This is a genomic window from Acidobacteriota bacterium, assembly GCA_003696075.1.
Lineage (GTDB): Bacteria > Acidobacteriota > Polarisedimenticolia > J045 > J045 > J045.
Genome location: RFHH01000181.1, coordinates 1 through 13,668, shown reverse-complemented (window position 1 = coordinate 13,668; position 13,668 = coordinate 1). Strand labels below are relative to the sequence as shown.

General features: G+C 71.9%; 10 protein-coding genes. 3 read left to right on the top strand and 7 right to left on the bottom strand.

Annotated features, from left to right (window positions below; all coding sequences use genetic code 11):
* Positions 1-58 precede the first annotated feature (58 nt).
* Positions 59-1,417: a sodium:alanine symporter family protein gene (locus D6718_12045; protein ID RMG43540.1), complete on the top strand. Its 1,359-nt coding sequence runs from the start codon at positions 59-61 to the stop codon at positions 1,415-1,417.
* A 13-nt stretch (positions 1,418-1,430) separates the two neighbouring features.
* On the opposite strand, the gene D6718_12040 is transcribed toward D6718_12045, so the two are convergent.
* The gene (locus tag D6718_12040; GenBank protein RMG43522.1) at positions 1,431-3,956 is read right to left on the bottom strand and encodes a hypothetical protein; all 2,526 of its coding nucleotides are present in this window, start codon (positions 3,954-3,956) and stop codon (positions 1,431-1,433) included.
* A gap of 115 nt (positions 3,957-4,071) precedes the next feature.
* On the opposite strand from D6718_12040, the gene D6718_12035 reads away from it, so the two are divergent.
* Complete coding sequence (locus D6718_12035) at positions 4,072-7,101, top strand: exo-alpha-sialidase (protein RMG43521.1); 3,030 nt, start codon at positions 4,072-4,074, stop codon at positions 7,099-7,101.
* A 24-nt stretch (positions 7,102-7,125) separates the two neighbouring features.
* On the opposite strand, the gene D6718_12030 is transcribed toward D6718_12035, so the two are convergent.
* Together D6718_12030 and D6718_12025 are read right to left on the bottom strand one after the other, a co-directional pair.
* Positions 7,126-8,358, bottom strand: coding sequence for an energy transducer TonB (locus D6718_12030; GenBank protein ID RMG43520.1), 1,233 nt, complete (start codon positions 8,356-8,358; stop codon positions 7,126-7,128).
* Between the two features lie 193 nt (positions 8,359-8,551).
* Positions 8,552-9,439, bottom strand: a complete 888-nt coding sequence (locus D6718_12025) for a hypothetical protein (protein ID RMG43519.1) — start codon at positions 9,437-9,439, stop codon at positions 8,552-8,554.
* On the opposite strand from D6718_12025, the gene D6718_12020 reads away from it, so the two are divergent.
* On the top strand, positions 9,388-9,588 hold the full coding sequence (locus D6718_12020; GenBank protein ID RMG43518.1) for a hypothetical protein: 201 nt from the start codon (positions 9,388-9,390) through the stop codon (positions 9,586-9,588). The two genes, D6718_12025 and D6718_12020, sit on opposite strands and share 52 nt — an antisense overlap.
* A 369-nt stretch (positions 9,589-9,957) precedes the next feature.
* Here D6718_12020 and D6718_12015 read toward each other — a convergent pair whose 3' ends face one another.
* The 4 genes from D6718_12015 to D6718_12000 all read right to left on the bottom strand — a co-directional run bounded on the left by D6718_12015 (position 9,958) and on the right by D6718_12000 (position 13,398).
* Positions 9,958-10,968, bottom strand: coding sequence for an alpha/beta fold hydrolase (locus D6718_12015; GenBank protein RMG43517.1), 1,011 nt, complete (start codon positions 10,966-10,968; stop codon positions 9,958-9,960).
* A gap of 101 nt (positions 10,969-11,069) precedes the next feature.
* Positions 11,070-12,239 (bottom strand): 4-hydroxyphenylpyruvate dioxygenase, encoded by a 1,170-nt coding sequence (hppD, locus tag D6718_12010; GenBank protein RMG43516.1) that lies wholly within the window; start codon positions 12,237-12,239, stop codon positions 11,070-11,072.
* Positions 12,240-12,326: 87 nt separating this feature from the next.
* Complete coding sequence (locus D6718_12005) at positions 12,327-12,695, bottom strand: heavy-metal-associated domain-containing protein (GenBank protein ID RMG43515.1); 369 nt, start codon at positions 12,693-12,695, stop codon at positions 12,327-12,329.
* A gap of 64 nt (positions 12,696-12,759) precedes the next feature.
* The gene (locus tag D6718_12000) at positions 12,760-13,398 is read right to left on the bottom strand and encodes a haloacid dehalogenase (GenBank protein ID RMG43514.1); all 639 of its coding nucleotides are present in this window, start codon (positions 13,396-13,398) and stop codon (positions 12,760-12,762) included.
* Positions 13,399-13,668: the final 270 nt, after the last annotated feature.

Below are 13,668 nucleotides of genomic sequence, written 5' to 3'. Positions count from 1 at the left end.
GATCCGCCTTTGCCACGCACGGGCCGGGACGCGGCGCCGTCCCAGCGGGAGGATCGCCGTGGCGGAGCGTGCCACCGAACTCGTCAAGGCCGCCTCGGACTTCGTCTGGGGCCCGCTCCTGCTCATCCCCCTTCTGCTGCTCACGGGCATCTGGCTGACGTTTCGCCTGCGAGGGCTTCAGTTCACCACCCTCGGGCACTCCCTCTGGCTGGCGCTCGTCGTGCGCCGCGAAGAGGGCGCCGAGGGGGACATCTCGCACTTCGAGGCGCTGATGACCGCACTCGCCGCGACGGTGGGCACCGGGAACATCGTCGGCGTCGCGACCGCCATCGCTCTCGGCGGTCCGGGAGCCCTCTTCTGGATGTGGGTCACCGGCGTGCTCGGCATGGCGACGAAGTATTCGGAAGCGCTGCTGTCGGTGAAGTACCGGGACACCGACATCCGCGGGGAGCAGTGCGGCGGGCCGATGTACTACCTGGCGCGCGGGATTCCGTGGCCGTGGATCGGTCGAGCCCTCGGGTGGCTTTTCGCCCTGTTCGCCGCCTGCGCCGCGTTCGGGATCGGGAACATGGTGCAGGCCAACTCGATGGCCTCCTCGCTCCACGACGCTTTCGGCCTGCCGCCGTGGGTGACCGGCGCCCTCGTCACGGCCGCCGCCGCGGCGGTGATCCTCGGGGGGATCCGGTCGATCGGCCGCTTCACCGGCGTCTTCGTCCCCTTGATGATCGGAGCCTACATGCTCGGCTCCGGCTTCGTCATCCTGGTCAACCTGCCGCACCTTCCTGCGGCTTTGGCACTCGTGCTGGGCGGGGCGTTCTCCGGGACGGCCGCCGCGGGAGGATTCGCCGGGACCGCCGTGCGGGAGGCGATCCGATTCGGCGTGGCGCGCGGCATCTTCTCCAACGAGTCGGGGCTGGGATCGGCAGGCATCGCCGCCGCCGCCGCCCAGACGCGGGAGCCCGCCCGTCAGGCTCTCGTGTCGATGACCCAGACCTTCATCGACACGATCGTCGTCTGCTCGCTCACCGGGCTGGCCATCATCGTGACGGGGGCGTGGAAGACGGGACTCAACGGCGCCCCGCTGACCCAGCACGCCTTCCGCACCGCGCTGCCGGGGGAGTCCGGCGCCTGGATCGTGGCCCTCTGCCTGGCGATGTTCGCCTTCTCCACGATCCTGGGCTGGAGCTACTACGGCGAGAAGAGCATCGAGTACCTGCTCGGCCCGCGAGCGGTGCTTCCCTACCGCGTCCTCTTCGTGGCGGCGTGCTTCGTCGGCGCGGTGAGAAGCCTCGATTTCGTCTGGTCGATCTCCGACGTGATGAACGGGCTCATGGCGCTGCCGAACCTGGTCGGATTGCTCCTCCTGAGCGGGGTCGTGGCCGAGGAGACGCGGCGCTACCTCGAAGCGCACCGCTGACCGGAAACCGCGGTCACCCGACGCGGAGCGCCGCCAGCGCGACCGGCGGGCCCATGTCGTCGGGGAGCATCGCCGCGAGCCGCCGGATGGTCGGTTCCCACGCCGGCCGCCGCACCCAGTCCCGGGCGTCGACCCGGCGCGAGCGGAGCGGCGGCCCGCCGAACCGGGCCACCCAATCGGGCCGCCGGCGGCCCTGGTTGTCGACCGCGACGCCCACGAAGCCGCTTCCGCGGCGGTAGAACGCGAGGAGCCCGAACCCCCGCTCCCCCTGTCCCGAAACGTGAATCAGCCCGACCCGCCCCCGCGGGCCGTCCAGAATCTCCGCCAGCACTCCCTCGACGAGCGGGTGGCCGGAGGCGAAGAAGTCTTCGTGCTCGCGGACCACCGCCTCCGACCGGTCGAACGTCCCGGTGAACTCCGACCCGGACGGGACCCCGGGCAGCGACTCCACCGCGGCACGGGTTCCGAGGCGGATCGACCAGCTGCGTCCGTCTCGCAGCGGCTCCACCTCGAATCCGAGGCGCTCGCAGGCGGAGAGAATGACCTCCTGCGTGAGAGACTCGAGTTCCGCGGGAACGCGGCGGAGGATCCCGCCGGCCAGCTCCGGGCGGTAAGGCTCGCGGTGCAGCTCGCGGAAGGCCGCCGCCTCGATCCGGCTCCGTGCCCCGTGCGCGCGGCGCGCGAGGCGCTCGACGAGCGCCGGTTCGATCTCGTCGCAGCCGGTGACGGCGGCCTGCGCGATCGCGGTGGCGACGGGGGACAATTCGCGGACCAGGCCGCCGGCCGGCCGCTCGAAGAGCCCGAGCCGCTCGTAGAGGCGGACGATCGACGCACCGAGGCCGCCCGGGGGGCGGAAGTAGACGATCTCCACCGGATCCCGGCGCCCGATGCGGTCGAGGCGGCCGATGCGCTGTTCGACGACCTGAGGGTTCCAGGGAAGGTCGAACAGGACGATCCGCGTGCAGAACTGGAAATTCCTCCCCTCCCCGCCGCATTCGGTGGAAACGAGAATCGGGGGCCCCGAAGACCTCCGAAAACGCGCGACCTCGAGATCGCGTTGCGCCGCGCCGAGCTGTTCGTGGAACGCGGAGGTCGGGATCTGGGCGCGCCGGCTGAGCTCCTCCCTGATCCACTCGAGCGTCTCCCGGTGCGCGACGAAGACGAGCGCCTTCTCGCCCGCCTCTCGCCACCGGCGCGCCTGGTCGGCGAGCCAGACGATCCGCGGATCCTCGCGGGCCGCGGCTCGCGCGAGGCGCCGCAGGTGCGCGGCGTCAGCGGGAAGGCGCGCCTCGAGGGCCGGACCCGACGACAGCGCAGCCTCGATCCGGGACGCGAGGGTCCGCCGCTCGACCTCGTGACGCGGCGGCCGGGACCGGAGAGCCCCCAGCAGCCGCTCCACCTCGCGCCACCCGTGCCCGTCCGGCAGATCCACCGGCCGCGGCACGCGCGGCGCGAGCCCTCCCAGGTCGGCGCGACGCGTGGCGCTGGTGCAGGGAGGCAGCGGCCGGCGCGCGGCCAGGCGCTGGGCCACGTCGATCTCCTCCGGAAACTCATCCGGCCTGAGCAGTTGGAGCAGCCGGAAAAAGCCGTGCGCGTCGTCCTCGAGCGGGGTGGCCGTGAGCAGGAGCACGTGGCGGGTCGCCCTCGCGAGGGGAGCCACCGTCCGGTACGCCGGGTTCCCGGGGTGGCCGGGCGGCCTCCGGAGGCGATGCGCCTCGTCCACCACGAGCAGATCGAATCCGGCCGAGGCCGCCAGCTCGGCGAGCCGCCGGTCGCCGACCAGCAGCTCGAGCGCGACGATCATCCGCTGGTGCGCCTCGAACGGATTGAACGCGCGCCCGTGCTCCCGCTCGACGTCGCGAAGCCGCTTGTCGTCCATCAGGACGAAGACCTGGTGGAACTTGCGCCACAGCTCGCCGAGCCACTGGATGGTGAGAGTCTCGGGAGCGACGACCAGAACGCGGGACACCCTGCGCGTCCGGATCAGGTGGCTGGCGATCAGGCAGGCCTCGACCGTCTTTCCGAGTCCGACCTCGTCCGCCAGGAGCCAGCGGACCGGATCCTGGCGGACCGCGCGCTCGGCGCAGTGGAGCTGGTGCGGGTAGATCTCGATCCGGCCGCCGAGGAACGACCCCAGGCCGTCCGCCTGCCGCAGGTTTTGCAGGTGCAGGGCGTCGATGCGGTTGGCGAGGTCGTCGATCGGGTCGACCTCTCCCCGCGCCAGGCGGTCCACGAGCGACCCGCCTCCCGACTCCGGCCAGAGCTCCTCGGCCGCGACGACCGTCCCGTCCTCGAGGGCACACCGGCCGTCCGCCAGCACCCCGGCGACTCGGACCGGCCGGCGGCCCAGCCGGGCCTCCGTCCCGGGACCGGGGACGAACGGAACGAGCGCGTCCGACGCCGCGGCCAGCCGCACCGGCTCGTCCGCCCCGGCGAAGCGCACCAGGATCGTCCGGCCCTCGACGGCGATCACCTCCCCCGGGCCGAGTTCGGGGTTGAACCGGTGCGTGAGCCGATCACCCGCCTTCCAAGTGCGCATCGCCCTGAAGGTTAGCCCCGGTTCCCCGGCCGGGGTAGCCCGGCTCTCCGGGGATGCCCGGGCCCGGCCGCCCGTGGGCGCCCCGGCCCTGCGGCTGGCGGCGCGGAGGAGCCCGGTGATCGCCGGCATCCTCGCGGCGGCACGGATGCCGCGCGGGACCGGTTCCGCCGCGGCGGGGCGCAGGGCCCGCACGGAGCGGGAGTCCGGGAAGGCCCTGCTCCATCGCCGCCGGGCGCGACGTGCATTCGACAAGGTGCGTCGCTCGATCGAACCCGCGGCCCGCGAGCGGGCTGCGGCGCCGCGCGCCATCCGGCCGCGCGGTCATCGTCCAAGCTCGCCGCTTCTCGAGAAGCCGAAGCGCGGCTCGCACCATCCGGTGCGCCCCGAAAGCTGCGGGGCATCGATCGTGCCCTGTCCGCCCCGGCCCCGACGCCCACCTCGGGCGCGGGGAACGGCCTCCTCTCCATCCGGATCCCGCTGTCGCCTTTCGATCGACCCGGACGGAACGGGCCGCTCGTCCCGCTCGCGGAGCCGCTCGCGACCTCGCCGCCAAGGCGCGGTTGCCTCCGGGCCATCCCCCCGGTATCTGACCGGTCAGGCGAGGGCTTCGTCTCGCTGCGAGGGTCCGATGAGAGAGGTTCGCGGTCCGGTCGTCCGTGTGATCGTCGTGGCATCGCTCGTCGCGCCGTCGTGGGCCGGCACACCGCCGGCGGGAACGGGCGGCGAGACGCGTCCCCGGCCGGGACACCTCGAGGTCCCGGTCCCGCCGCCGGAAACGCCACCCCCGCCGCGCAGCGAGCGGACGACGAGCGCCGCTGCGCAGGTGACGCGCGGGAACTTCACGAGCGTCCAGGTGAACGTGGACGCCGCCGGCAACAACATCGTCGGGGACGCCGCCAACGAGCCGTCGATCGCGATCGACCCCACCGACCCGAACAACATCGTCATCGGGTGGCGGCAGTTCGACGACGTCGGATCGAGCTTTCGCCAGGCGGGGTATGCCTACAGCCACGACGGGGGGAAGACCTGGACCTTTCCCGGTGTACTCGAACCGGGGCAGTTCCGCAGCGACCCGGTGCTCGACGCCGACAGCAACGGGGTCTTCTACTACTACTCCCTCTCCTCCACCACCAATGCCGAGATGTTCATCTCGCGCGACAAGGGCGTGACGTGGGAGGGACCGATCCCCGCGCAGGGAGGCGACAAGAACTGGCTCACGGTCGACACGACCGGTTTGCCGTCGGATGGATTCTTGTACCCGATCTGGAACTCGCAGTTCACCTGCTGCGCCCCCGGCACCGACCACGGGCGCTCGATCGACGGCGGCTACACCTATCAGGGCCCTTGGGCCAGCCCGGTGAACTTCCGCCCGAAGTGGGGAACGATCGCCGTCGGGCCCGACGCCGAGGTCTATTTCACGGGAGCGAACCTCTCGGCGACGGGCCACGTGATCCTGCGCTCCGACAGCCTCAAGGATGGAACGAACGGCTCTCCGAAGTTCGAGCTGGCGAAGTCGATCGACTTGGGCGGCACCACGAGCAGCGGCGGGACGCCGAACCCCGGCGGGCTCCTCGGCCAGGTCTGGGTGGCCGTGGACCGTTCGAACGGTCCCTCGCGCGGCTATGTCTACGTCCTCGCCTCGGTGGATCCTCCCGGCGCCGATCCGATGTCGGTGCACCTCGTCCGCAGTACCGACGGCGGGCAGACCTGGTCGGCGCCGATCCAGGTCGACGACGATCCGACGGGCACCAGCTACCAGTGGTTCGGAACGCTCTCGGTGGCGCCCGACGGGCGCCTCGACGTGGTCTGGAACGACACGCGCAGCGATCCCTCGGGGGTGATCTCCGAGCTGTACTACGCCTACTCCACCGACCACGGAGAGACGTGGTCGGCGGGGATCCCGGTCAGCCCCGCGTTCGACTCGACGATCGGGCATCCCCAGCAGAACAAGATCGGGGACTACTACCACATGAGATCGGACGCCGACGGGGCGGCGGTCGCCTATGCAGCCACCTTCAACGGCGAGCAGGATGTCTACTTCCTCCGCGTCGGCGACTGCAATGCCAACGGCGCCCACGACTCCCTCGACGTCGGCCCCGGCGGGAACAGCGCCGACTGCAACGCCAACGGCATCCCGGACGAGTGCGAGCCCGACTGCAACGGGAACGGCATCGCCGACGGCTGCGATCTGTCCTCCGGGACCAGCTTCGACTGCAACCTGAATTTCGTTCCCGACGAGTGCGACATCTCCTCGGGAGATTCGGCCGACTGCAACTCGGACGGCCGGCCCGACGAGTGCGACGTGACGCTCGACGTCGAAACCGACGAGGGCTGGACCGTCGGGGATCCGTCCGACACCGCCACCACCGGAATCTGGGAGCGCGTCGATCCGATCGGAACCGAAGCGCAGCCCGAGGACGACCACACGCCGAACGGCGTCTACTGCTGGGTCACCGGCCAGGGCTCGCCCGGCGGGAGCATCGGCGAGAACGACGTCGATGACGGCCGCACGACGCTCTTCTCGCCCGTCTTCGATCTTTCCGGGATGTCGGACCCGACGATCGGCTACTGGCGCTGGTACTCCAACGACAAGGGTTCGTCCCCCGGGGAAGACGTGTTCACCGTCGACGTGTCCAACGACGGCGGAGCGACCTGGGTCAACGTCGAGACGGTCGGTCCCACGGGACCGGATACCGTCGGCGGCTGGATCTACCACAGCTTCCGGGTGGCCGACTTCGTCACCCCGACGGCGAACGTCCGGCTGAGGTTCATCGCTGCGGACGAGGGGGCGGGGTCGATCGTCGAGGCGGCCGTCGACGACGTGACGGTGATCGACTGCTCCGCCTGCGGCGCGGCCGTTCCCTCCGAGGGCACGGGGCTCATGCTGTCGCGGTCGAGCGGGACGGTGGCCGATCTGAGCTGGGATCCGATCCCCGGAGCCGACACCTACAACGTCTACCGGGGCAGCTCGCCGGACGCGACCGATCTCGCCTGCTTCCAGAACGGCATCCCGACGACCTCGACCCAGGACGACGGCGCCCTCCCGCCGCCCGGAGGATCGTTCTTCCACGTCGTCACCGGACGGAATTGCGCCGGCGAGTCGCCCCTCGGCGCGGGAAGGACCCCCGTCTCGGCCTGCCCGTAGAGTGGGGGAGAACGGCGGCCGGGCCTACCGCCGGTCCAGCACGAAGCGGACCACGACGGCGATGGTCATCTCGAACGGGGCACCGTCCAGCCTCGCCGGCTCGTACCGCCACTGCGAGACCGCTGCGGCGGCCGCCTCGACCATTCCCCGGTCGAGCACGGGCGCGTTCAAGACCCTCAGGACCCGGAGCGTTCCATCGGTCGCGACGCTGCACAGGAGAACGACCTTGCCCTCTTCGGATGTCTTGCGGGCGACCTCGGGGTACTCCGGCATCACCTTGTGCACGGCGCGCGGAGGCGAGAGCCGGCTGGGATCGACGAGCGCGGCGAGCCCCCACGACTTAGGCTCCATCTTCGTGCCGCACTTCCGCATCGCGTCGATCAGCGCGTTGACCCCAGGAGCCACGCGGAAGGACAGCTCCCGCCTTTCCCCGCCGCCCTCCTGGATCGCGATCCGCACGCGCCGGGCATCCGACAAATAGTCGAGAGTCGCCGCAGGGTCCGTGGCCGTGAGGCCGCCGGGAACAGGGACGAACTCGTACGTGCGGGCATCCTTCCCATCGGCCTTCCATGGCAGAAGCGCCGCCTGGCGCACACCGAGGCCGCCTTCGATCCGCACGCCGCCCGACCCGCGATCGCACGTCCAGATCATCCTGACCGTCGGCGGCCCCGCGGCCTTCTCGTCCTCTTCGGTGGGGATGGCCGCGCGAAGCGACCAGGACCCGTCGGCGCTCGAGTAGAGCGTCTCCGTCTTCCAAGCGCCGAGCGCGATCCGTTCCCGCTGGAGATGCCACCGCTCCGCCAGCCCGTCGTAGCAGGCGAGCCGCCCGTCCGCCGAGTCGATCGCCGCGCAGCGGTCGAACTCGGCCCGCGCCGCTTCCGCCGTTCGCGGGGCGTCTTCCCCGCCGGCCGCGGGAATCGCTCCGGCGGCAACCGCCGCGATGAGGGCCGCCGGTCGCAAATCGCGCTCCTTTCCGGACAGGGGACGCCGGGCGTAGCCTGACATCTCCGTCCTCGGGAACCTCCGGGCTCGACAGCAGCCCGGCACCCCGGCCGCGGGGCCGGCCGCCCTCGAACCTCGCAGCGGCAAGGTGCATCCGCGACGGCGCGTCGCGCCGGCCGATTCCTTGCCCCCGAGGAAGTTGCGGCCACCGGCGGCCCTTCGCTCGGGCCCGATCCCCTCTCCCCGCTTCACCGACGGGACGTGCCCCCTGGACGGTGCGATCCGCCGTCCGACCGACGGGGAAACGACCGGCATCGGTCAGAAAGCGCTTCCGGAGCTCGCCGGAGCCGGCCGATCGCCACGAGTCGAGGGGATGGCCGGAAAAACGCTCGCCGCCGGGAATGCGCCTCGTTCTCGACGGCAAGGACCGGGGTCCGCCGGACCGCGGATGCGCCCCCGCCGGCGCGCGGCCGCCCCGGAGCCGCGGAAGGGCGGCACCGGCCGGATTTCAGCGTCCGGCCGGGGCCAGCACCTCTTCCGCGGCGGCGCAGACCTCGCCCGCGTTTTCGACCTCGACCTCGGGGGCGGCCGGTGCGATCGCGTACCGCGCGGTTCCGTCCTCCCGGCAGGCTACGAGCAGCCAATCGCCGGCGGCGGGCCAGAGCGAGGGGTCGGCCAGCGCTTCGAGCACTTGCCGCGGACCGGGGGCGGCGGCGGAGTCGATTCTCCGGACGGCTCGATCGACGAGCTCGCGGGCGGGCACCCAAAGGGGGGTCCGGCTGGCGGTCTCCCGATCCATCAGCGGATCGCGGATCGGGACCGCCGCCACCAGCAGCGACGAGACCTCCACCGCATCGGCGGACGGGTGGGCACCGAACCGCTCGAGGCGCGTTTCGAAGCGCCAGCGGGCCGCCCACAGCGGCCGGCCGGCCAGGTCGAGCGCGGCCGGTCCCGCCCGCAGCGTGCGCTCGACGCCGTGGTAGCGCCCCTCCCGGGCGACGAGCGTGCGCCCCTTCCAGTCGAGGATCGATCCCGTCGGCCGGTCTCCGACCTCCCGCTTGCCGAACGCGATCGCGCCGGGCAGTTCCGCCAGCGCGTCCGACCAGAACGCAGCTTCGAGGCTCGAGCCCTCCTCCAGCGTCACGTCACGGCGGCGAACCACCCGCGCGAGCCTGCCGGTCCGGATCGTCCGCGGAGCGGCCTCCGACACCGCCTCGGCCATCACCCCGCACGCCTCGGCCGCGAGCGGCCCGGGCCTGCTGAAGAACCGGTTGCGCCGCTCGCCGAAGACGAGGATGTCGGCCACCGTCTCGTCCCCGGTCACACGGCAGATCCAGACGGGGAGTGCCGACGAGGCGAACGCCTCGGCCGAGAGCGGTTCCCGGGGGAAGGCCATCCCGGCGAACGGCCTGGCGAAGTCGGGCGCGGTCAACGCCCGAAGATGCGAAAGGAGGGCGTCCTCGAGGGCGAGCGCATCTTCCGGATCGAGGTCGGCGGCGATCAGAAGCCGCCCCCTGGCGGCGGACTCGCCGCGTTCCCCGGTAGCGGGTTCCCGTTCGACCTCCTGCCGGAAGGAGAACCCGATCAGCTGCCCGTAGACGGCGTCCCGGCGGCACCGGAAGGCTCCGCGCTCGCAGTCCGGCTGCGGCAGCTCGAGGTGCACCACGGAGCGCCACCGCCACTCCACCGTCCCGCCGATTTCCTCGACCAGCTCGGCGCGCGAGTACACGGGGCTTCCCGGGAGCCCCTCCGGCGCGGCCGCGGCCGCGGAAAGGAACGACCACGCCAGCAGCACGGCGAGAAGCCGTGCCGGTCGCCGCCCCCGCTGCGACCGTTCCGCCGACACACGGCCGCGGAAAGCCGCGCCGCCGCGGCGCACCGCCGCCTGCCGGCCCGGCGGGCCAAGCGAAACGATCATCGGAGCACCGGCGCGGCCGGCAGGTCGCAGGATCGTCCGGCCGATCCGGGCCGGTCGAGGAACGCCGCCACCCTCGACTCCGACCAGAACTCCCCTCCGTGGCCGAAGCTGACGAAGCCGACATGGCCGCCGTGCCGCGGAAACTCCGCATGGAGGAAAGAGTGCCCGCGCGCCAGATCGGACGGGTAGCACCCACCGGCCAGGAAAGGATCGTCCCGCGCGTTGAGCAGGAGAGACGGAACGGCGAGGTCGGGAAGGACGTGGAGGGAACTCGCGCGCCTCCAGTAGTCCTCCGCCGACGCGAAGCCGTGGACCGGTGCGGTGTACAAGCCGTCGAACTCGCGGAACGTCCGCACGCCTCGAAGAGCCCTCGGATCGATCGCTCCGGGGAAGCGCCGCGACTTTTCCCGGACCTTTCGCGCCAGGGTCCGCAGGAAGTATCGCATGTAGGGCCGGCGCGAAGGACGGGCCATCGCCTCGGCGCTCGCCGCGAGATCGCACGGCGCGGAGATCGCCGCGGCAGCGGCGATCCGGGCTTCGACGCCGCGTCCCCGCTCGCCGAGGTATTTCAGCACCAGGTTGCCGCCGAGGCTGAAGCCGACGAGCGCCACCCGGGCGTATCCGGCCTGCAACGCGCGGCGGACGACGGCGTCGAGGTCTTCGGTCGCCCCGCTGTGATAGCTGCGGAGCAAGCGATTCGGCTCGCCGCCGCAGCCGCGGTAGTTCCAGGCGAGCACGTCCCAGCCGCGGCGGGCCAGCGTTCGGGCCATTCCGCGCATGTAGACCCGCCGGGAGTTCCCCTCGAGGCCGTGGCAGAGGATCGCGACGCGGTCCGCACCCTGCCTCCACCAGTCGAGATCGAGGAAATCCCCGTCGGGAAGCTCGAGCCGCTCGCGGGCGAACGGGACGCCGGGAACCCGCCGGAGCTGGGCTCCGATCAGCGTCTGCAGGTGCGGATTCCGCAGCAGGACGGGCGGGCGGTAGCCCGAGGGTTCGATCAGCGGCATCGCCGTCCCGCGGCGGGCCGGTGGGATCGGCGGTCACCCCGGCGGTCGGTGGCGGCGGAGTGCGTCCGGTCCGCAACCGGCATCGCGGGCCTCCCGACGGCTCAGAGATTTCCCCGGCGCGCCTGCTCCATCTCCAGAGCCTCGAACAGCGCCTTGAAGTTCCCCTTGCCGAACGATTCGCTCCCGCGGCGGCAGATGATCTCGAAGAACAGCGTCGGCCGGTCCTGGAGGGGCTTGGTGAAGAGCTGGAGGAGGTATCCCTTGTCGTCTCGATCGACCAGGAGCCCCAGCCTCTCGACCTCTGCGCGATCCTCGGCGATCTCGCCCACCCGGTCCCAGACCGTCTCGTAGTAGGCGCGCGGAACGTCGAGGAAGTCGACGCCCCGCCGGCGCAGCTCCCCGACGGTGGCGAGGGCGTCACCCGTGCGGAGGGCGAGATGCTGCACCCCGGGAGTCATGTCGTGCCACTCGAGGTATTCCTGGATCTGGCTCTTCCGGCGGCCCTCTGCGGGCTCGTTGATCGGCATCTTGATCACGCCCGATCCGGAGTCCATCACCTTCGACATGAGCGCCGAGTACTCGGTCGAGATGTCCTTGTCGTCGAAGTGCTTGAACAGCGTGAAACCGAGCACTTCCTCGTACCAGCGCACCCACTCGTCCATCTTCCCGAGCTCGACGTTGCCCACGCAGTGGTCGATGAACTCGAGGCCGCAGGGACGCTCGCGGTTGTGGCGGTTGATCGCCTCCGCGCCCGCCGGCTCGAACCGGGGCATGAAGCGTCCTCCCTCCCGGACCGCGTCGAGAGTGTAGCCGCCGTGGCGGCTGACGAAGCTGTGGATCACGCGCCCGTAGGTCCGGATCCCCGCTCGCACCACGGTCCCGTTCTCGTCGCTTTCCTCGACCGGCTCGTAGGCCGGTTCGGCCCCGTTGGCGACGGCCCGCTCGAAAGCGGCGGCCGCATCGCGGACGGTGAAAGCGACGTCCTTGACCCCGTCGCCGTAGCGCTGGACCTCGAGCGACGCGGGGTGCTCCTTGTGCAATCCGGTCGTCAACAGCAGCCGGATGTTGCCCTGGGTGAGCAGGTACGAAGCCTCGTCCCGGCTGCCGGTCGTCAGATCCGCGCGCTGCCGGATCTCGAAGCCGAAAAGGCCGGCGTAGTACCAGGCCGCCTGCTTGGCGTTCCCGACGTAGAAGCGGACGTGATCGACGTCGATCAGGCGAAGCGGATCGTTCGCGGGCGATCCAGCCCGTCCAGGGTTCGTGTCCGGCATCTCCTCCTCCCTCGCGCGCGGCGAGACCGCGCGCTCCGCGGCGGGCGCGGCGCGGATTCTAGCGCGAAACGGGGATCCCGCCGGAACTCAGCGGGAAACCTTGAGAACGGGCGGGTCTTCCTCGACGGCGTCGTAGCCGAGGCGGCTGATGGCTCTCGCGATCGCCTCGGGCCGGATCCGGCGGGGGTCGTAGGTGACGAGCGCCGTTCGCGCCCGGAACGAGGCCTCGACGTCGATGACGCCATCGAGCTGGGCGAGTCCCTGCCGGACTTCGCGCTCGCACCCGGTGCAGTTCAGCCCCGGGACGCGGAAGAACACCTGCTCGGCCGCCGCCGCGGCCGGCTGGCTCCCGGAGTCTCCGGCCCGGCCGGCCAGCCAGCCCGCCGCCATCAGCAGCAGACCGGCGAGCACGAGGCCGACCGCCCAGCCCGGGACACGTCGGTTGGGTCGAGCCATCCCGTCGGTCCTCGAGGCGGAGTATGACGCCGGGCGGGCGGCCGCGCCAGATTCCGCTCGCGGCTCACCCCCGGGCGCCGCGGAGAAGCGGGCGCAGATCGCGGCGCAACTGCGTAGCGCTGTCGAACCTCAGCGAGGGGATCCCGAGACTCGCCGCCCCCCGGACGTTGCGTTCGCGGTCATCGACGAACAGGATCGCCGAGGGACGAACGCCGATCCGACGCGCGACGCGGAGGAAGTACTCCGGATCGGGCTTGCGCGCTCCGACCTCGTACGAGGGGTGGTGTCCGGAGGCGAAGAGGTCGAGCTCGAAGCGCTCGCGGATCGCTTCGTACCAGGGGCTGTAGTTCGACAGCACGTGAACCGGCCGGACGCGGGCGATCGCCCGGGCGAGGTCGCGCATCCCCGGGACGAACCGGTAGCGCCGGAAGAGGGCCCGCCGGAGCCTCGCCGCGTCGAGCGTCCGGCCGCTGCCCGGCAGGAAGTAGCGCGCGGCGTACCCCTCCTCGTCGATCTCGCCGAGCTCGAACGCCGGCCAAGCGCCCCGGTCGACGAGGCCCTCGAGATCCTCGATGCGCTCCCCGGTCGCCTCGGCGAGCGCCTCCCGGAACGGGTCGACGATGAGGGTGTCCATCAGGTCGATGCCGACCACGCGGATCCGCTCCCACTCGATCCGTGGGGCCGTGCCCGCCTCCGGTGCCACGCGTGTTCCTCCCGGCCCCGACAGGGAGCCGCCGGGAGTCTCGACGGGGTCGCGGCGTCCCGCAACCGGGACGGGAGGCTCTCTCCGCCGGCCCGCCGGCGGGCGGCGGGCGGGAAGGGGACCGGAGCGGGCCGCGGGCCAGCCCGGCGAGTCGATCGACCGGTCCTGGCGACCTCGGGGGCGATTCGCGCGGGGGCTCCCGTCGGATCAGGGCCGACGAGCGAGCGCACTGGGCGCGGCGGCCCTCCGGCGGCCTTCTGCGGCCTATCG